Origin of the sequence: Paraburkholderia sp. BR10882 (assembly GCF_040948855.1) — a bacterium.
Lineage (GTDB): Bacteria > Pseudomonadota > Gammaproteobacteria > Burkholderiales > Burkholderiaceae > Paraburkholderia > Paraburkholderia nodosa_A.
Genome location: NZ_JBFPKP010000017.1, coordinates 81,040 through 100,677, shown reverse-complemented (window position 1 = coordinate 100,677; position 19,638 = coordinate 81,040). Strand labels below are relative to the sequence as shown.

The 19,638-nt window shown below is 67.1% G+C and carries 15 protein-coding genes; 8 read left to right on the top strand and 7 right to left on the bottom strand.

Translation table 11 applies throughout. The features are described 5' to 3' along the window. Positions 1-158: 158 nt before the first annotated feature. Complete coding sequence (locus AB3X99_RS31585; protein WP_069268743.1) at positions 159-569, top strand: response regulator; 411 nt, start codon at positions 159-161, stop codon at positions 567-569. 108 nt (positions 570-677) lie between these two features. Here AB3X99_RS31585 and AB3X99_RS31580 read toward each other — a convergent pair whose 3' ends face one another. Both AB3X99_RS31580 and AB3X99_RS31575 read right to left on the bottom strand, forming a co-directional pair. Next, a complete protein-coding gene (locus tag AB3X99_RS31580; RefSeq protein WP_368619140.1) occupies positions 678-1,301 on the bottom strand; it encodes a Fur family transcriptional regulator in 624 nt (207 codons plus the stop codon). Between the two features lie 57 nt (positions 1,302-1,358). Then, positions 1,359-1,985 carry a glutathione S-transferase family protein gene (locus AB3X99_RS31575; protein WP_069268745.1) on the bottom strand — a complete coding sequence of 209 codons (627 nt, stop codon included), beginning with the start codon at positions 1,983-1,985 and terminating at the stop codon, positions 1,359-1,361. Positions 1,986-2,202: 217 nt separating this feature from the next. Here AB3X99_RS31575 and AB3X99_RS31570 point away from each other — a divergent pair, with 217 nt between their 5' ends. Next, on the top strand, positions 2,203-3,879 hold the full coding sequence (locus AB3X99_RS31570) for an ATP-binding domain-containing protein (protein ID WP_368619139.1): 1,677 nt from the start codon (positions 2,203-2,205) through the stop codon (positions 3,877-3,879). 12 nt (positions 3,880-3,891) lie between these two features. On the opposite strand, the gene AB3X99_RS31565 is transcribed toward AB3X99_RS31570, so the two are convergent. Next, the gene (locus tag AB3X99_RS31565) at positions 3,892-4,839 is read right to left on the bottom strand and encodes a phosphoribosyltransferase (protein WP_342950261.1); all 948 of its coding nucleotides are present in this window, start codon (positions 4,837-4,839) and stop codon (positions 3,892-3,894) included. Between the two features lie 294 nt (positions 4,840-5,133). On the opposite strand from AB3X99_RS31565, the gene AB3X99_RS31560 reads away from it, so the two are divergent. Together AB3X99_RS31560 and AB3X99_RS31555 are read left to right on the top strand one after the other, a co-directional pair. Beyond that, positions 5,134-5,670: a molybdopterin-dependent oxidoreductase gene (locus AB3X99_RS31560; RefSeq protein WP_368619138.1), complete on the top strand. Its 537-nt coding sequence runs from the start codon at positions 5,134-5,136 to the stop codon at positions 5,668-5,670. Between the two features lie 52 nt (positions 5,671-5,722). Then, positions 5,723-7,573: a hybrid sensor histidine kinase/response regulator gene (locus tag AB3X99_RS31555; RefSeq protein WP_368619162.1), complete on the top strand. Its 1,851-nt coding sequence runs from the start codon at positions 5,723-5,725 to the stop codon at positions 7,571-7,573. Between the two features lie 37 nt (positions 7,574-7,610). Here AB3X99_RS31555 and AB3X99_RS31550 read toward each other — a convergent pair whose 3' ends face one another. Continuing rightward, positions 7,611-8,465 carry a helix-turn-helix domain-containing protein gene (locus AB3X99_RS31550; RefSeq protein ID WP_069268748.1) on the bottom strand — a complete coding sequence of 285 codons (855 nt, stop codon included), beginning with the start codon at positions 8,463-8,465 and terminating at the stop codon, positions 7,611-7,613. A gap of 321 nt (positions 8,466-8,786) precedes the next feature. On the opposite strand from AB3X99_RS31550, the gene AB3X99_RS31545 reads away from it, so the two are divergent. After that, the gene (locus AB3X99_RS31545; RefSeq protein WP_368619137.1) at positions 8,787-9,428 is read left to right on the top strand and encodes a C39 family peptidase; all 642 of its coding nucleotides are present in this window, start codon (positions 8,787-8,789) and stop codon (positions 9,426-9,428) included. Positions 9,429-10,042: 614 nt separating this feature from the next. Here the strand turns inward: AB3X99_RS31545 and AB3X99_RS31540 are convergent. Then, positions 10,043-11,005 carry a LysR family transcriptional regulator gene (locus tag AB3X99_RS31540; protein ID WP_342946608.1) on the bottom strand — a complete coding sequence of 321 codons (963 nt, stop codon included), beginning with the start codon at positions 11,003-11,005 and terminating at the stop codon, positions 10,043-10,045. A 298-nt stretch (positions 11,006-11,303) separates the two neighbouring features. Then, the gene (locus AB3X99_RS31535; protein ID WP_069266197.1) at positions 11,304-12,356 is read right to left on the bottom strand and encodes an NAD(P)-dependent alcohol dehydrogenase; all 1,053 of its coding nucleotides are present in this window, start codon (positions 12,354-12,356) and stop codon (positions 11,304-11,306) included. Between the two features lie 191 nt (positions 12,357-12,547). Here AB3X99_RS31535 and AB3X99_RS31530 point away from each other — a divergent pair, with 191 nt between their 5' ends. From AB3X99_RS31530 to AB3X99_RS31520, 3 genes are all read left to right on the top strand, one after another. Further along, entirely contained in the window at positions 12,548-13,528 is a 981-nt protein-coding gene (locus tag AB3X99_RS31530) for an AraC family transcriptional regulator N-terminal domain-containing protein (protein WP_368619136.1), read from the top strand. 66 nt (positions 13,529-13,594) lie between these two features. Next, the gene (locus AB3X99_RS31525; protein WP_368619135.1) at positions 13,595-14,527 is read left to right on the top strand and encodes an NAD(P)-dependent oxidoreductase; all 933 of its coding nucleotides are present in this window, start codon (positions 13,595-13,597) and stop codon (positions 14,525-14,527) included. A 220-nt stretch (positions 14,528-14,747) separates the two neighbouring features. Then, complete coding sequence (locus AB3X99_RS31520; protein WP_368619134.1) at positions 14,748-16,796, top strand: EAL domain-containing protein; 2,049 nt, start codon at positions 14,748-14,750, stop codon at positions 16,794-16,796. A 156-nt stretch (positions 16,797-16,952) separates the two neighbouring features. Here the strand turns inward: AB3X99_RS31520 and AB3X99_RS31515 are convergent, their stop codons facing one another. Beyond that, on the bottom strand, positions 16,953-19,505 hold the full coding sequence (locus AB3X99_RS31515; protein WP_368619133.1) for an adenosylcobalamin-dependent ribonucleoside-diphosphate reductase: 2,553 nt from the start codon (positions 19,503-19,505) through the stop codon (positions 16,953-16,955). Positions 19,506-19,638 lie beyond the last annotated feature (133 nt).

The following is a 19,638-nucleotide window of genomic DNA, read 5'->3' as shown; positions in this document are numbered from 1 at the left end:
GCGCGGCGCGGATGGGCGCACGCGCGGCACGCAGGAACCGGACGGCATTAAGATTGCTCTATCAGGACGGCCCGCGTTGCCGTGCGCCCGGCGTGACTCCGGGCCCGTAGCCTTGCGGCACTCGGCCTGACAGACAGAAAGGCATGTAAGCAAACACAATGAACGCAGTACACAAGCTCGACCGGACGACCATCGTCCTCGTCGAAGACGACCCGCACAGCCGGGCGTCACTGACTTCGCTACTCGAGGCGGAGGGTGCGCATGTCGTGGCGGTCGAAGACGCCGAAACCGGCGTCGAAGCGGCCCTGAGCCTGCACCCCGACGCCGTGGTCTGCGATCTCGACCTGCCGGCGATGGACGGCTTCTACCTGATCCAGCGTCTGCGCGATTACGAAATCCGCGGCGACCATGCTCCGACCGTCGCGGTCGCGCTCACGGGCCACACCGACGAAAGCTGGCGTTTGCGCAGCATCGGCGAAGGCTTCCAGCACTTCATGACCAAGCCGGCCCGGCCGGACGAACTGGTGACGCTGCTGAGCGACGCGATCGACGCGCGCCAGTCGCTATGACGCCGCGCGCGTAGCGCGGCGGCAAAGGTGCGGGTGCGGATGGACTGAAGCGCCGCGAGATGCGGCGCGGCTGAGCTGTTGCCCGCGCTCAACGGCGGGCAAGATCGGTTAGCTAACGGACGAGGAGTGCGCGGCGGCTTCCGGCGCCGCAGCGGCGCCCGGCTGTGCAGCCTTGTCGGCCGAATTGGCCTGACTCTCCTGGCATTGCGCGCAGAGACCCTTGAGCTCGATACCGTCGCCGGCGAGCCGGTAGCCCGCGGCCTCGATCTGCGCAACCAACGCCTGGCGCAGCTTGGGCTCGTGCAGTTCGGTGACGTTGCCGCACTGCTGGCACACCACGAGAATGCCGTGCTGACACTGCGTGAGGTCGTGGCACACGGCGAACGCGTTGATCGATTCGATGCGGTGGATGAGCCCCGCCGACAGCAGGAAGTCGAGCGCCCGGTAAACAGTCGGCGGCGCCGAACCCGGATGGATCTGGCGCATTTCGTCGAGCAGCGAATACGCCTTGGTCGCGCGTCCCGAAGCCAGCAGCAACTCCAGCACCTTGCGGCGGATCGGCGTGAGCTTCTCGCCGCGCTCGCGGCAATAGGCCTCGGCCATTGCGAGCGCGGACTCGACCGAAGCGCCCTTGACACCGTCGTGCGAGTGGGCATGGCCGTGCGCGTGGTCGTGCGCCTCGGTGTCGCTATGCAGGGCCGGGGCGTCCGGGGACGGTTTTGCTGTCTTCATGCTTGCGATTATACGGGGCGCGCCGCCGGCCCGCCCGCGCCGCCATGGAGCGACGGCTCAGGTGAGCGGCAGATCGATGTACTTGCGGAAGCCCTGACGCTGCGCGATGCGCTGATACCAGCGTTCGACATTCGGCAGCGGCTCGCGCTCCACGCCTTCGAGTCCGAACCAGCGCCGCGCGTACGCGCCGAGTACGATGTCGGCGAGCGAGAAGCGCTCGTTTTCCATGAAGAAGCGGCCTTGCAGATGGTGGTCGAGCAGCCGCCAAAGCGGGGTCAGCTGATCGAAGTCGGCCGCGAGCTTCGCCGTGTCGCGCTTTTCGGGCGGCGTGCGTACGAGCGCGAGGAACACAGGGCGCTCGATGGGCGCGAGCGTGCCGATCGACCAGTCGAGCCAGCGCTCGATCGAGGCGCGCACCTTCGGGTCGGTCGGGTAGAGCAGGCTCGAAGGGCCGTACTCCATCGCCAGATAGCGCAGGATCGCGTTCGACTCCCACAGCACGAAGGTGCCGTCGGTGATCGTCGGGACCTTGCCGTTCGGATTCATGGCGAGATAGGAAGGCTCGTTGAGATGGCCGAACGAGCCGCCCGCGTCGATGCGCTGGAACGGCAGCACGAGTTCATCGCAACACCACAGGACTTTCTGGACATTCACCGAATTGGCGCGTCCCCAGATCGTGATCATCTGGCGCGTACTCCTTGCAAGAGGAAAAAGGGTCAAGCCTGGCGCAGGCCGCCACGATACACGATTCTCGCGCGGTTTATTTGCGCAGCCAGGCATTTCGTAGAATAGGCGCTGCGCGGCGCCGGGAGTTCCGCCGCCGTACCTGCTTCGTGCGGCACCGCTCTCTCGCTTGCCCGCGCGGCCGCCACGAACCTCAACATCCGCCCGAGACCCGCCCATGGCCCGCATTGTCCCCGACGACTGGCAGCATCTCGAAGCCACCGGCGCCGCCGCGCGCGAGCGCGAAACGCTCGCCGCGCTCGCCCGCGGTTTGCCGAACGGCTACACCGTCTATCACGGCGTGCACTGGACGCGGCTTTCAGAAGGCTTTTCGGTCTTCGGCGAGGCCGATTTCGTGATCGTCAGCCCGGCTGGGCGCGTGATGATCGTCGAGCAGAAAACCGGTTTTTTGCGCGAAACGCCAGGCGGGCTCGTCAAGGCGTACATGCAAACCGAGCGCAACGTGGCGATCGCGCTGGCACGCACGGTCGAGGGGCTGCACCGGCGCTTTACGGCGTCGTTCGGCGCGGGCACCTACGTGCTCGAAGAGCTGTTCTATTGCCCCGACCACGTGGTGCGGGAGCCGGCCATCGCGGGCGTGAACCCGGCGCGCATCGTCGACGCCACGCGCAAGGCGCAGCTCGCCGCCATCGTGCTCGAAGCCATGCCCGCCGACGAGCCGCGCCTGCCGTGCGCCGCCAGGATCCATCACTTTCTCGCCGACGAACTTTCGCTGACGCCCGACACCAGCGCGCTGCTCGGCGCGGCCGGCACGCTCGTCACGCGGCTCGCGGGCGGCCTCGCCACGTGGGCGCGGCGCCTCGAATTCGCCCCGTTCCGGCTGCGCGTGATCGGCACGGCGGGCTCGGGCAAGACGCAACTGGCCGTGCAGGTCATGAAGGACGCGGTGGCGCGCGGCGCGCGCACGCTCTACGTGTGCTTCAACCGGCCGCTTGCAGATCACATCGCGCAGCTCGCGCCGCCCGGGGCAAAGGTGGCGACCTATCACCAGCTGTGCGACTGGGTCGCGCGCGACGGCGGCCACGTGCCCGACTTCGCGAGCGCCGGCGCGTTCGACGACCTCGTGCAGCGCTTCGGCGAGATGCCGATTGCCGAACGCTGGCAGTTCGACGTGCTGATCGTCGACGAAGGGCAGGATTTCCACGAGCCGTGGGTCGGCGCACTCGGGCGTCTGCTGCGGCCGGACGCTGCATGGTGGTGGCTCGAAGATCCGCTGCAGAACCTCTACGTGCGCGAGCCGCTCGCGCTGGCGGGCTGGACCGTGCTGCGCGAGACCACGAACTACCGCAGCCCGCGCGACATCCTCGCATTCCTGCGCGACGTGGCCGGACCGACCGTGCCCGCCATCGCGCAGCTCGCCGCGGGGAGTCCGTTCGACGGCTCCGAGGTGACGGTGGCGAGCTGGGACGAGCATGAAGCCGGACCGGGCGCGGAACCTGGGGTGGTTCTGGTCACGAAACGCGCGATTACGCAGGCGCTTTCGCTGGGCTTTCGCAAGCAGGACATCGTCGTGCTTTCCTGGCGCGGACGCGAGCATTCGCTGTTCGCGACGCTCGATCAGCTCGGCCCGCATCGGCTGCGCAGCTTCACCGGCCAATACGACCTGTTCGGCAATCCGCAGTACCGCGAGGGCGATGTGCTGCTCGATTCGATCTACCGCTTCAAGGGCCAGTCCGCGCCGTGCGTGATCCTGACCGAGGTGGACTTCGAGTCATTCGACGAGCGCGCCGCGCGCAAACTCTTCGTCGGCGCGACGCGTGCGGCCATGAAGCTCATCGTGGTGGCGTCGCCGCGCGCCGCGCGGTTCATCGAGAGCCGGCGCGGCGGCGTATGAACGCCGGCTCGCTCAGCTCCAGGCCGAGGCGCCGATCAGCGTGCCCGTGCGCGCCTGGGCGTTCCACCAGATCACGCGCAGGAGCGGCGCGGTCTGGGCGATCAGGATGGCCTGCACCGGATCGCTCTCGATGAAGTGCGTGACGCCGCTGCGGATGGCCGCCGCGGCCTTGTGCGCAGCCACGGCCGCGGCCGTGTCGTCGTGTTCGTCCGGCGTGCGCATGATCAGTTCGAGGTGCCCGAAACCGTGGCGTTCGAGCCAGGCGAGCGTGCGCTCGCGGTCGATCTCCGGACGCCCCGTGATGATCGCGCGCGTGCGTTTCATGTCGATGCCGGGCAGGCGCTCGAACGGCACCAGCTCGTCGCGCTCGGCGAGCGCGGCGACGAGGTCTTCGTCGTAGCGCGCAATCGGGAGGTCGGGGAGCAGGACGCCATCGAGATCGATGGCGTAGACCGCGTACTCGTGGTCGTCGGCCATGCGCGTGCCGTCGCCGTCGCCATCGCGGATCCAGTCGGCGCGATAACGGTCGGTGTAGGCCTGGCGCTCCCACGGGAACAGCGCGAAATAGCCGCTCGCGTCGATCGAATAATCGGGGCGCAGACGGCTGAGGTCGTCGTAGGCGCCGGTGAGCGTGCGCACGACGAGCCCGTGCTCGCTCAGGAACGCGATGCAGTCCACGAGCGTATGGCCGCGCCCCGCGATGTCCTCGCAGAGCAGCACTTTCGAGCCCGGTTCGGGTAGCGGCAGCGTGGAGTCCCAGCGCACTTCGCGCGTGGCGCGGTCATAGCGCAGGAATGCGACAGCCGCACCCGTTGCGTGCGAAACCATCAGCGCAAGCGGCGCGCCGCCGCGCAGGATACCGACCACGAGGTCGAATTCCTCCGCGATCAGCGCCGGCTGCAGCGACTCGACCCAGTGATCGAGCTGTTCGTAGGTGAGCGGAACGACAGGTTTATCCATGGGTTGAATTGGGTGTCGAAGCGCGTAATCGGCAAGCGCGCGGCAACTGCGCGGCAACTGCGCAATGCGCTTTTCCGATAGCGGTGTACGAGAAAAAGACGGCTATTGTCAGCACAATGTTTGACGATATTATGCCTATGCTCACCAGCGCCTGCTGGCATGGTGGGTGGAGGTAGCAGGAAAACGAGGGAAACGCAGCAGGAAAAAGCGGCGCATTACCGCAAAATGTCGCGTAGCGCGGCGCAAAGACACACGAAAACGACGCGAATCATCGCGCGAAAGGGCTCGGGCAAGATGTGGCATGGGAAGGGATGGCCAGGCTGGCGGCGCTGGGCCGCCGTGGTGGCGCTCGCGGGTGCGGCGCCGTTTTTTGCACCTTCCGCGCAGGCGGCGGGTTCTACGGGTGCGCTCTCGCTCGACGTCGATGGCGAGGTGCGCGTGACCAACAACGCGTCCCACACGGCGTATCACTTCAGCGAGGCGCAGCTGCTCGCGCTGCCCGCGCATTCGATCACGACGGCCACGACCTGGACGCCGCGCTCGACCTTCACGGGCCCGCTGCTTTCGGACGTGCTCGAGGCCGTGGGCGCCTACGGCAGCGAGATCGAGATCCATACGCTCGACGACTACACCTGTGTCGTGCCCGTGGCCGACGCCGCGCGCTATGGCGTGGTGGTCGCCTATGAGATGAACGGCCAGCGCCTCAAAGTGAGCAATTTCGGCCCGTTGTTCCTGATCTATCCACGCGACCAGCATCCGCTCGAGCTCGACGGCGCGGCCGGTGACTCGAAGTTCGCGTGGCAGATCAAGTCGATGACGATCAAGCGGTGAGTAGCGGGTGATACAACGTCCCTTGCGACGCCTGCTGCAGGCGATCATCTGGATGGCGGCGCTCGCGCCGCCCGTGGTGGCGGTCGGCTATCTGCTCTACGCGAACCTGCTCAATCCGCAGGTCGTGCAGCGCATCACGGGCAATTACGACGGCCTGTACTGGGACGCCGCGCAGCTCCAGATCGCCTACGCACGCTTCGAGAGCCAGCTGCTGATGTTCGCGGACGGCATCGACCGCGATCTCGACAAGGTGCGGCTGCGCTACGAGGTGCTGCAGTCGAAGCTCAACGTGATGAAGGGCTCGACGCTCTCGCTCGACTCGACGCCGGGCCTGAAGCGCCGCCAGGACGCCGATCTCGCCATTCTGGCCGCGACGATCTCGCCATTCGAGGCCGAAATCGCCACGCTCGCGGACAACCCCGAACGCGCGGTGCCGATGCTCATGGCGCTCGACCTGCACTGGACCCAGGTGACCGACCTCGCGCTGAACCGGCGTTTCGCCGACGTGACCGAGCGCGAGGCGATCCGGCACGATTTCATCGCCAAGCGCCGCGAACTGTTCGCTTCGGGGCTCGTGCTGCTCGTGCTTTCGGCGGCGGCGGGCGTGCTGCTCGTGATGAACGGCTACCGGCGCACGCGCCTCTTGCACCAGCAGCGCGCGGCGCTCGAAGCCGAGCACCAGGCGAGCCGCGCCGCGCGCGAGGCGAGCATGGCGAAGGACGCCTTCCTCGGCATGATCAGCCACGAACTGCGCACGCCGCTGCACGCGATCGTCTCGTCGATCGAGCTGCTCGGCTTCAACTCGCATTCGGAAGCCGACCGCAAGGTGATCCAGCGCCTCGAAACCGCCGCGCGCCAGCTCGAAGCGCAGATGAAGGACCTCACCGACTACGCGCGTCTCGGCGCGGGCAAGCTCGAATTGCGCCAGGAAGAGTTCGAGCCGCGCGAACTGCTGCAGTCGATCGTCGATGAGAACGAGCAGGCGGCGCGCTCGCGCGGGCTCGTGTTCGAGCATGCGTGGGTGGGCCCGCAGCGGCGCGTGGTGGCCGACCCGCATCGGATTCGCCAGATCGCCGGCAACCTCGTCACGAACGCGATCCGCTACACGGAGCGCGGCAAGGTGCGGCTCGAATTCTGGCTGCAGGCGCCCGCGCGGGTTCCGCGGTCATCACAGGACGCAGAGGGCGCGCCGAAGCCGGCTGGCGGCGACACGCTCGTGATCGTCGTCGGCGACACGGGGCCCGGCGTGGCGCCGGACCAGATTCCGCTCATCTTCAAGGAGTTCACGCAGCTCGACACGTCGCGCTCGCGGCGCTATGAAGGCGCGGGGATGGGGCTCGCGATCGTGCGCGGCCTCGTCGAGCTGTTCGGCGGCACGATCGAGACGCAAAGCCGCGTGGGCAAAGGCACGACCTTCACCGTGCGCATTCCCGTCACGCCGGTCGAGCCGCCGGCGCCCGCGGCCGTGGCCGAAGCGGCGCTGCCCGCGCGGGCGCTGCCGCAGGTGCTCGTCGTCGACGACAACCCGCTCGTGCGCGATTCGCTCTGCGAGATGGTCGCGCACATGGGCTACCGCGCGCTCGCGGCCAGCGACGCCGACAGCGCGCTCGCGCTGCTCGCGCACGAGGTGTGCGACGTGGTGCTGCTCGACCTGCACATGCCGGGCCGCGACGGCTACGACTTCGTGGCGGGGCTCGAGACCGCGCAGGATGTGCTCGCGCAGCCGCGCGTGATCGCGGTGAGCGCCGACGTGGCGGGGCTGGCGGCGCTTCCGGACACTGCGGGCAAGACGCCGGGCGGCGAGGGCGCGCCGTTTTTCGACCGGCTCACGAAGCCGGTGCATTACGAGGTGCTGCGTGCGGCGTTGCAGCGCGCGCTGAGCGCGCCGCGCGCGGCGGTGTGAAAGGCGCGGGAGCGGGTTGAGCGAGCAAAACGCGGCGTTAGCCGCGGTTGAGCCGCTTCGAAAGATCGGCGACGAGAATCGCCATGCGCGCCGGCTTTTCGTAGCAGGCCACGTTGTAGTGGCGTACGACCTGGCTGATCTCCGATTCGCTGGCCTTGCCGGTCAGCAGTTCGCCGGTGAGCACGAAGATGGGCGCATCGGGGTTCTCGGAGGCGCGCACGCTGCGGATCGCCTCCGCGGCGGTCTGGCTGCCGAACAGCCAGTCGATCACCACGCCGTCGAACACGTTGTTTTCGAGCGCTTCGTTGAATGCCGCGAGGCCGTAGAGCGCGAGCGCCGTGTAGCCGCTGTGCTCGAGGTAGTCGCGCAGGTTGTCGGCGGAGGAGCGGTCGTCGTCCACGACGGCGATGAGCGGCTTGTCGGACTCGGCGCGGCGCGGGTAGATCTCGATCTTGTGGACTTCGCGCGCGTTCTGGTAGAGCGCGCCGTCCGGGCGCACCACGCGCCACTGGCCCTGCTTTTCGTAGGCGACGAAGTCGGGGCGGCTGCCCGCCTCGACCGGTGCGCCGATCCAGGCGGTGCAGGGCAGTTCGGCGGCGCTCACGCAGAGGATCGCTTCTTGAGCGCTGGCCCCGACCATGCCGGGGTCGAGCAGCTGCGCCCCGAACAGCTGGCCCGCGGGTTCGCCGAACGCTTCGGCCACTTTCTTGATCTGCGCGAGCGTCCACGGGCTGTTGCCGCGCAGCTTGCGGTGCCCCTGTGAAAAGCTCAGGTCAAGAATCCGGCACAGCTCGGTCGTTTGCTGACGCTTGCCGATGCCGTGACGGCTCATCAGCTCGCGTACGCGCTCCGCCACCGAGGCCGAGTCGGTTGTGTATGCAACGTTCGACATACTGCTTGAAGGGGGATTCGTGGATTCAGTTTCTGATTGATCATGCCGTGGCGCCGCGGGGCCGGTTTGACCGGACCTCCTGCGGCCTGCGCACGGGAGCACGATATTCTAAACGCATAAAATGCCAGGCGACGGCGTTATTTTAGCGAAATGTAATGCGGCGCCGAATACGGGAATGTAAGCGTATATTCGGCTTCGTTTACACATGGCTTGCGATATTCGCGGCATTGCGGGGACGGCGCGCGACTGCGAAGATGCACGATTTTGAACGCCGTGCGCTCGCGCGCGGCGAATCAACCTTACTGGGGCGAGGGGTATCGATTGGACGACGTGCGCAACGGCGGGACATGGCGGCATGAAGGCGTGCCGTATTACAGCCAGTGGGGCAGCGCCGACTGGGTGGCGCCTATCGTCGAGCGTGGCGCCGACCCGTGCGAGGACCCGCGCTGGCGGGCGAGCGGCTTCACCGAGGCCGACGCCTATCGCTTCTGGGCCAAGCGCTTGTGCGGTCTGACCTGCCTCGAATCGGCGCTCGACTATTGGGGCGTCGCGCATGCGCCGCGCGCGCAGATGCTCGAAGAGGCGTTGCGGCACGGTGTATATCGCGTGCGCGAAGATGGCGGCGTGGATGGCTTGATCTACCGCCCGTTCGCCGGATGGGTGGAAGCCGCGTTCGGCGTGCACGTGGAGGTAATGATCGACGAGGACATTGCGGCGAGTGCAGGGCGCGTTGATGCCGAAACGCTCGCCATCGTTTCCGTGAGCCCCGAGATCCGCTATCCCGAGCGGATGGACCCCGGCCGGGGCGGGCATCTGATCCTGCTGCACGGACGTGGCGACGGCGGTGTGTGGTTTCACAATCCTTCGGGCATCGCGCCGTATCAGGCTGACGCCTGGCTGCCCTATGAGACGGTTGCGCGGTTTCATGCCCGGCGGGGTATGGCGCTTAGGCGGCCGTGCTGATCGCGCGTGGTTTTTTTTTGTGGTTCCTGGCTGCTTTGGCCTTTTCTTGTTTTCGCGTCGGTATGCAGGCGTTGCCCCTGTGCGGGGCGGCACCTACTTTCTTTGCGGCGGCAAAGAAAGTAGGCAAAGAAAGCCGCTCAAACCGCTAGCGCCTGCCACAGTTCACATCTCGACGTAAATGGTGAATGGCTCCGGAGCGTCTGTCACCTCGCACCTTCAAAGGTAGTGACAAGGCGCTCATCCTTCCGGCGGCGCTGCGCGCGCCGAATGGCATAACCGAAAACTATTGGTGCGCGTGCGTTCTCGCGAACCTTGGCAATCCCCCCAGGTTTCCCATGCAGACCCCACCGCAGCGCGCGAAGCGAGCAGCGGGATGAATGAGCGCCTTGTCACTAACTCTGAAGGTGCGAGGTGACAGACGCTCCGGAGCCATTCACCATTTACGTCGAGATGTGAACTGTGGCAGGCGCTGGCGGTTTGAGCGGCTTTCTTTGCCTACTTTCTTTGCCGCCGCAAAGAAAGTAGGTGCCGCCCCGCACAGGGGCAACACTTGCATACCGACGCGAACACAAGGAAAGGCCAAAGCTAAAGGCCAAAGCAAAAGCCGCAAACGCTCAGACCGGCGCCAACTGCAGCCCCTCCAGCAACTGCCGCACCCGCGAGAGATCGCGATTCACCGCGCCAGCATCCTCGAACAGCTCCGCGAGCCAGTCAACGAACACGCGCACACGCGGCGACAGCTGTCGCGACTTCACGAACGCCACCGATACCGGCGTGGGCAGCGGCTTCCACTGCGGCAGCACCTCGACCAACGCACCGCTGTCCAGGTACGGCTGCGCAGCGAGCAGCGGCGGCTGGATCAGCCCATAGCCCTGCAAACCGCACGTGAGGTAGGCGAACTCGTCGGAGACATGTACGAAGCCATCCACCTTCACCTTGGTCGGACTGCCCTCCACCTCGAAGTCGAACTCGAACGGGCGGCCCGTGAGCGGCGAGAGGAAGTTGACGACCGGATGCTGCGCGAGATCGTCGAGCGTTTGCGGCGCGCCGTGCCGCTCGAGGTACGCGGGGCTCGCGCAGGTCACGTGCTCCAGCACGCCGAGGCGCCGCGCCGCGAGTCCCGAATCGGGCAACTCGCCGAGCTGGATGCTGCAATCCACGCCTTCGCCGACGAGGTCGACGTTGCGCAGGCTCACGCCGATCACGAGGTCGATCTGCGGATAGCGCGCGTGGAAGGCGTCGAGCGCGGGCAGCACGATCGCATTGGCGATGAGCCCCGGCATTTCCACGCGCAAGCGCCCGCCGATCGCGCCGGGCGACTGGCGCACGCTCGCTTCGGCATCGTCGATGTCGGCGAGGATCTGCGAGGCGCGCTCGTAGTACGCGGCGCCTTCGGGCGTTAGCGAAAGGCGCCGCGTTGTGCGCACGAGCAATTGCGTGCCGAGCAGCGATTCGAGGTTTTGCATCAGCGTGGTGGCACTGGCGCGCGGCATATCGAGTGACTGCGCGGCTTTGGTGAAACTATTGGTGTCAACGATGCGCACGAACGTGCGCATCGCCTGGATGCGGTCGATCACGGGCGAGCTCCTGCAATGGGCTTGAGGCTTGAACGAAATCCGCGCTGGTGCAAAAAAAGGGTGAGCCGCGTAGCGATGAAAGCGCTTCGCGGTGCCGGCGTCTCGCGGAAAGCGACGCTCAGCGGTTAAACAGCCATGACGATTGGATGGCGGCGCATGTGACGCCGGCTCGACTACGGGAGGCCAAAAAAGGAGGCCTCGAAGGGGAAGGGCTGGCGGGCCATCCGGAACGGATGGCCCGGCGGGGCAGGGTGTTACGTCTGGGTGCGCGGCGCTTGTTTGCCGCGCTGCGTGCGCGTTACTTGCGCAGCGAATCGAGGTCGATCACGAAGCGGTACTTCACATCGCTCTTGAGCATGCGCTCATAGGCGTTGTTGATGTCCTGCATCTTGATCATTTCGATATCCGACGTAATGCCATGCTTGCCGCAGAAGTCCAGCATTTCCTGGGTTTCTGCAATGCCGCCGATCAGCGAGCCCGCCAGACGGCGGCGCTTCAGGATCAGGTTGAACACTTGTGGCGACGGGTGATCGTGTTCGGGCGCGCCCACCAGCGTCATCGTGCCGTCACGGCGCAGCAGCTCGATGAACGGGTTGAGGTCGTGCTGCGCGGCCACGGTGTTCACGATCAGGTCGAAGCTGTTGGCGTGCGCCTGCATCTGCTCCGGGTCCTTCGAGATCACCACTTCGTCCGCGCCCAGGCGCTTGCCGTCTTCGATCTTCGACGGCGACGTGGTGAACAGCACCACGTGCGCGCCCATGGCATGCGCGAGCTTCACGCCCATGTGGCCGAGGCCGCCGAGACCCACGATGCCGACCTTCTTGCCGGGGCCGGCGCCCCACGTGCGCAGCGGCGAATACGTGGTGATGCCCGCGCACAGGAGCGGCGCGGCCGCGGCGGCATCGAGGTTCTCGGGTACGCGCAGCACGAACGCTTCGTCCACCACCAGCTGCGTGGAGTAGCCGCCGTAGGTGATGTCGCCGCTCACGCGGTCGGCGCCGTTATAGGTGCCGACCCAGCCGTTCTCGCAATACTGTTCGAGGCCTTCGGCGCAGCTCGGGCAGGTGCGGCAGGAGTCGACGAGACAGCCCACGCCGACGAGTTCGCCCACCTTGTACTTCGTGACACCCTTGCCGACTTCGGCCACGCGGCCGACGATCTCGTGGCCGGGCACGACCGGGTAAATCGTGTTGCGCCATTCGTCGCGCGCCTGGTGCAGGTCGGAGTGGCACACGCCGCAGAACAGCACGTCGATACGGACGTCGAGTTCGCGCATGTCACGGCGCTGGAATTCGAACGGGGCGAGCGGCGAGGCGGCGTCGCGGGCGGCGTATCCGTAGGTTGGGTACATGGGTTGGCTCTCCTCTAGTGCATGGGTGTTGCGGCAGGGTTCCCATCGTAAGGATCGGCACCCACCCAGGGAATACCTGAAGCTATCGAAGACTTGCCTGATTCTCCTGGCGCGCAGCACATCCACAGGTTCGGTGATAGATTGGCAAGCCTGTTTCTCTGCCTGACTTCATCTTTTGGGGCACAACCGATATGGGCTACGTCAAAACCCTCGCCGCGGCGGCCATCGCGCCGGCGGCCGCCACGCAGGCGCGCACGGTCGACCTGCTCATGCAAATCACGCAGCGCGACGGCGTGCACGCCACGGCGGTCGAAGGCGTGCGGCTCTACCGCGGCAGCGAAAGCCATCCGCGCCAGCCGGTCATGTACGAACCGAGCATTTTCATCGTCTGCCAGGGGCGCAAGCGCGGCTTTCTCGGCGACCAGGTGTTCATTTACGACGCCCAGCAATATCTGGTCCTCTCCGTGCCGATGCCGTTCGAGTGCGAGACCGAGGCGAGCCCCGAGAAGCCGATTCTGGCCATCTCGATCCGCGTCGATCTCACGACCGTCGCTGAACTGCTCATGGCGCTCGACGATCCGCGCCGCGCCGTGTCCGAACCTTCGGGCATCTACGCCACGCCGCTCGACGCCACGCTCTCGAACGCCGTGCTGCGCCTGCTCGAAGCGCTCGCGCAGCCATACGAGGCACGCATTCTCGGCCCCTCGATCGTGCGCGAAATCTGCTACCGCGTGCTGATGGGCGAGCAGGGCGACGCAATTCGCGCGGCGCTCACGCATCAGCATCACTTCGGGCGGATCGCGAAGGCGCTGCGGCGCATTCACACCGACTACCGCGGCGACCTCGACGTCGAAACGCTCGCCTCCGAGGCGGGCATGAGCCTTGCCGTCTTTCATGCGCACTTCAAGGCCGTCACCTCGACGTCGCCCATGCAGTACGTGAAGACCACGCGCCTGCATCATGCGCGGCTCCTGATCACGCACGACGGTCTGACCGTGAGCGCGGCGGCCACGCGCGTGGGCTATGAAAGCGCGTCGCAGTTCAGCCGCGAATTCAAGCGCCTCTTCGGCATGAGCCCGGCCGATCAGATGCGCCGCGCGCGCGACGCCGCAGCCGCCGCGGCCGCGCCGCGCGTCGAGGTGTTGCCGCCGCGTTATGTGTCGGCCGTGTGAAGTCCACGCGCGGGCGTGCGGTATTCGATTCGCATATCGAAACATTGACGGAAGGGTGACACGACGATGAAGCCATGCCTGCTGGTCCTGATACTGCTTCCCGCTGAAGACCTCGCCGGGTTTGGCGAACAGTTCGACGTGATCTACGCGCCCGATGCCGATGCGCGCGCCAAAGCGGTCGCGGAACGTGGCAAGGACGTGCACGTGGTGCTCACCAACGGCACGACGGGCCTCACCGCCGACGAAATCGACCGCATGCCCGCGCTCGAACTGGCGGCCGCGCTTGGCGCGGGCTACGAAAATATCGCGCTCGACCGTGCACGCGAGCGTGGCATCGCGCTGTGCAACGGCGCGGGCGTCAATGCCGACTGCGTGGCCGACCACGCGCTCGCGCTGCTGCTCGCGGCCGTGCGCGCCGTGCCGCAGTTCGACGCCGCGTGCCGCACCGGCGTCTGGCGCGACGCGCTGCCCATGCGTCCCACGGTAACGGGGCGGCGGCTCGGCATTGTCGGCTACGGTCATATCGGCGAGAAGGTTGCGAAGCGCGCGGCGGGCTTCGGCATGGAACTCGGCTATCACAACCGCAAGCCGCGCGAGGGCGCTCAGGCGCGCTACTTCGAGAGCGTGATGGCGCTCGCGCAATGGAGTGACTTTCTCGTGATCGCGACGCCGGGCGGCGCGCAAACGAAGCATCTGATCGATCGCGCCGTGATCGATGCGCTAGGGCCGCAGGGTTTTCTCGTCAACGTGTCGCGCGGCAGCGTGGTCGATACGGCCGCGCTCGCCCTCGCGCTGAAGGCGGGGGCGCTGGGCGGCGCGGGGCTCGACGTCTACGAGGGCGAGCCGCAGCCGCCCGCTGCGCTCATCGGGTTAGACAACATCGTGCTCACGCCGCACGTGGCCGGCGCGTCGCCCGACGTGCGCACCGCCACGGTGCGACATTTCGCCGAAAACGCGGCGCGGCACTTCGCGGGCGAGGCGTTGCTCACGCCGCTTTGAGGGCTGACGTTGGGCGCTTTTAGCGCCCGCTTGCGCCGCCTTGTGTATGCCATCGTGCGCGGACGCCTGCGGCGCATGACGTATCATTCCTTCTGTGCGAGCCACAATCGCTGTTCGAGCGGCCGCTAATGACCACTACGGCCAAGAACGTGGCGCGACACCCTGCCCGATTTGCAGATCCGGGCCGTGACGCCAGGGCGGTGATATCGAAGGCTCAAAAATGAAAACGCTGATTGGCGCGCTACACGAGCACGCGGCCCACGTGGTCAACCGCTTCTACGAGGAGCTGGGTCGCTTGCCCAAATCCCGCCGCATCCTCGAAATGCTTTCGGGTGCGGAACTCGCGCACCTCAAGGCGCGGCAGATCCAGAATCTGCTTGCCCTCGCCAGTCTCGGGCCGACCTCGCGCGAGCATGAGGACATGGCGCAGCGCATCGGCCGCATTCATGCCATTGTCGGGCTCGACAAGGAAGAACTCGTGCGCAGCCGCGGCATTCTTCAGGAACTGATCTACGCGGACGTCGGCCGCACGGTGAGCACGCAACAACTTTCGCTCTACGCGCGCCGTCTGACCGCCGACCTCGCGTGGCAGCTCAAGGCGTATCAGGCCGTCCAGGACTCGCAGCAGGAGGCGCTGTTGCGCATCACGCGTCTTGTCTGGGAGGCGGGCAGCTACACGAATTTCATCGACCAGGTCATTGCCGCGCTGGCGGAGCATGACGAAGTGAGCGCCTGCACCATCGGACGTCCTGACGAAGCGGGTATTTTTCACTTCGAGGCCGGCGCGGGCGGCAAGACGCAAGGCGGCATGCTCAACGTGCTTGCCGCGCACGATCGGGAAATCAGCGTGCGCGCCGATCATCCGCAAGGGCAGGGCGCCATTGGGCGTGCGTGGCGCAGCGGCAAGCCCGAGCGCGTCATCAACTATCAGACGGATCCGCTCGTCGCGCCGTGGCGCGATCTCGCGGCGCGCGAGGGCGTGCGCTCTTCGGTGTCGATTCCGCTGGCCGCGCCCGGGCAGCCGCCGCTCGCCGTGTTGAGTCTGTATAGCGCGTTTCCGGGCGGCTTCGTCGGGCCCGATCAGGTGGCCTTCGTCGATTTACTGCAAACGCTGCTCGGCTGCGCCGCGACGCGCATCGCCGGCAACGACGGCCTGAGCGCCGCGGTGCCGGTGAGCGTGCGCCAGCATTGGGCGGCGCTCGTGCGTACCGGCGCGCTGGAAATGCACTATCAGCCGCTGCTCAGCCTCGCCACGGGCAAGGCGACCAAGGTCGAAGCGCTGGCGCGTCTGCGCGACGGCGAGCGCCTGCTCGTGCCCGACGTGTTTCTCTCGGCACTCTCTTCCGACGATCTGCTCGCACTCTTCGCACGCGGCATCGAGCAGGCGCTCGCCGACCGCGCACGCTGGTACGCCCAGGGCCGCGATCTCGACGTCTCGATCAACCTGCCGCCGGCGGCGCTCAACGACATCCGCTATTTCGAGGCCGCCCGCACCGCGCTGGCCGCGCACCGTTGCCCGGCTGAGCGGCTCACGCTGGAAGTTCTGGAGAACGAAGCACTGTCGCTGAGCCAGGGACAGCGCGCCATTCTCGCGAAGTTCCGCGAGCTGGGCGTGCTGCTCGCGCAGGACGATCTTGGCGCGGGGCATAGTGGCCTCACGCGACTGCGAGAATTGCCCTTCGACTGGATCAAGCTCGACCGCGAGATGGTGAAGGTGAGCGGCGGCGACGCGCTCAGTACGCTGCGCGTGATCTATCAGTTGACGCGCCTCGGCCATTCGCTGGGCAGGCGCGTGCTTGCCGAAGGCATCGATACGCTCGACCTCCTTCGCGCGCTCGCCATTCTCGGCGTGGACGGCGCGCAGGGCTATGGCATCGCGAAACCGATGGAAGGCGCACGTCTCATCGAATGGCTCGACACGACGCCGGCCTTCGCCGCGACCGCGAACGTCGAAAGCGGCGCTGGAACGGAAGGCCTCCTGGCGCGGCTCGCCCGCTTCGTGATCTGGGAAGAGCGCATGCTCATGATCGCGGCGGTGCCCGAAGCGGCGCAAGACCTCTTGCGCGCCTTGGCGCGCGAAGAGGGCGAGGGCGGCAGCACGCCGCTCGCGCAGTCGCTGACGGGCTTCGGCGATATTCTGCCCGCCGGCGCGCGACGCGACGCGTTGCATCGGGAGGTGGTGGGCGCACTGCTGACCGAAGGCCCGAACAGCGAAGCGTGGCGCGTTGCGCTGAACGGGCTGATAGCGGCGATTACGGCGGCCGTGTAGCAGAGCGTTAGTCCTGAACGCGATCGCCACATCGCCTTGCGTGGCCGACGACTGCTTGCGCTGCAGCACCGCGATACACACGAGGGAAATGGCCGCAGGCGCGCTGTAGAACAGCGCCAGCGGCCACCACGCCGCCCCGGACTTGAGCACCAGCCCTCAACCGCAGGTCCCGATCTCGCCGCACGCCGTGCAGAAGTCGCACCCGTCTTTGCGGATCACCGCATTCGCCCCGCACGATCCGCACTTGCGGCCGAGCATCGCGTGAGCAAAGGCATGCTGGGTATCGGCGGGCAGCGCGTTATCGCCGTCCAGCACCTGGTCGCCGGGGTGCTCCGCGCCGGCCCGCGCGTTGCCGGTGAACTGCGCGGCCAACGCACCGTCACGCCGCTGCGCGAGCAGCCGTGATGGCACTTGCCGTCCCTCGGCATCGAGAAAGCCGCGCCGATGCAGGATCTGCTGGATTGCGTAGGCGATGGCCGCGACCTCGGAGTCGTGCCACAGCGGAATGCGCCGGCCGTCCAGACGCTGCGTCTCGCCATACCGCACCTGGCCGCGATCCCACGACACCTTGCGCAAATCCTGCAGATTGCGCGCGACGAAGCCGCCTCGCGCCGCGAGCGAGAGCGAACGCATGGTCGCCGTGATCCATTGCTGCTGCTCGTCGCGCTGGCCCACGGGGATGAAGAATTCGATGGGCCGCTCGATGGTCACGGCTTCGCCGCCCACCTGGCCCGTCACTTCGAGAAACGACACCGCCACGTAGAGCGACACCTTGCCCGTCTGCGTGATGTATTCGATCTTCTCGATCACGGCGGGCAGCTCGCCCTTGGGCCGGTGGTCGATCGCCACGCGCAGCGGGTCGAGCAGGGCGTCGCCGAGCGCGTCGTCGGCCGTTGCCGCCGCTTCGGGAGGCAGCGTTTGCAGCACCGCGCCGAGCGTCTCGTTCGGGCGGTAGGTCGCGAGTCCCTTGAGGCCGCGCCGCCATGCGTCGAGATAGAGATTTTCGAAATCTTCGAACGGATAGTCGGCGGGGACGTTGACGGTCTTCGAGATCGACGTGTCGACGTACGGCTGCACGGCCGCCATCATCGCCACGTGTTCCTGTGCGCTCATTTCCAGCGCGCTCACGAAGTACGCGGGCAGCGCGCTCACGTCGCCGCCCAGTTCGCGGAACACACGCCACGCGTGGTCTTCGACGTTGAACGTTTCGCGGCTGCCGTCGGCCATGCGGCGCGTGCGCTGGTAGGTCCACGAGAACGCGGGCTCGATGCCGTTCGAGACGTTGTCGGCGAACGCGAGGCTCACCGTGCCGGTGGGCGCGATGGACAACAGATGGCTGTTGCGGATGCCATGCGCGCGGATCTCGGCCTTGAGGTCGTCGGGCAGGCGCGAGGCGAAGGTGCCTTCTTCGAGGTAGGACTTCGCGTCGAAGAGCGCAAACGCGCCGCGCTCGCGCGCAAGCTCGACGGAGGCGCGATAGGCCGCGTCGCGCATCGTGCGCCCCACGCGCGCGCCGAATTCGCAGCCTTCGGGCGAGTTGTAGCGGATGCCGAGCATCACGAGCGTGTCGCCGAGCCCCGTGAAGCCCACGCCGATACGCCGCTTGGCCGCCGCCTCCGCCTGCTGCTCGGGCAGCGGCCAGAGCGTGGCGTCGAGCACGTCGTCGAGAAAGCGCACCTGGGTGCCCGTGCGCTCGGCGAGTTGATTCCAGTCGAAATCTGCCTTGCCGCCGCGCATTTGGGCGAACGGGTCGATCACGAAGCGGGTCAGGTCGAGCGGTCCGAGGTTGCAGCAACCGTACGCGGGTAGCGGCTGCTCGCCGCACGGATTGGTCGCGCGGATGGATTCGAGCGCGCGCAGATTGTTGTCCTCGTTCATGCGCGAGATGAACACCACGCCCGGCTCGGCCACGTCGTAGGTCGAACGCATGATCGCGTCCCATAGCGCGCGGGCGCGCGTTTCGGCGTAGACCCACAGGCCGTCGTCGCGGCGCCGCAGGTCGCCCGAGGCGCGCAACGCGGGCGAGGGCTCGGCGCGATGCACGAGCTGCCAGGGCGCGTCGTTTTCCACCGCGCGCATGAATTCGTCGGTCACCGCGACCGACACGTTGAAGTTGTTCCAGCGCCCCTTCGAATGCTTGGCCTCGATGAATTCGGGCAGGTCGGGGTGATCGCAGTCGAGCACGGCCATCTGCGCGCCGCGCCGTGCGCCCGCGCTTTCCACGGTGCGGCACGAGGCGTCGAACACGTCGATGTAGCTGCACGGGCCCGATGCGCTCGACCCCGTCGACTTCACGTGTGCGCCGTGCGGCCGGATCGCCGAGAAGTTGTAGCCCACGCCGCCGCCGCGCCGCATGGTTTCGGCGGCCTGCAGCAGGGCGACGTAGATGCCGGGGCGGCCTTCGTCATCCACGCCCTGGATGCTGTCGCCGACCGGCTGCACGAAGCAGTTGATCAGCGTGGCTTCGATGCCGGCGCCCGCCGCGCTCATGATCCGCCCCGCACCCAGCGCGCCATTGCGCAGGTTGTCGACGAAACGCGCCTCGACCTCGGCGCGCAGCGCAGGCGGCTCGACCTGCGCGACGCCGCGCGCCACGCGGCGGTAGATGTCGTCGGCGGTCTGCTCGTCGCCTTTGGCGTACTTCTCGAGCATCACGTCGAGTGAGAACTGCTGCGGGGGAAATGGAAGCGGGGGCGTGTTTTCTGCCATGACCGGACCTCGCGTAGCGCCGCGCGGGAGCGGCAGTTGAAGGGCGTTCGAAGGGCGGCGGCTGGGCCGCGACCGTTCAACCTTACCCCAGCGGCGCGCGGCGTGCACGGTGGCGCGAGCGCGCATGCGGCGG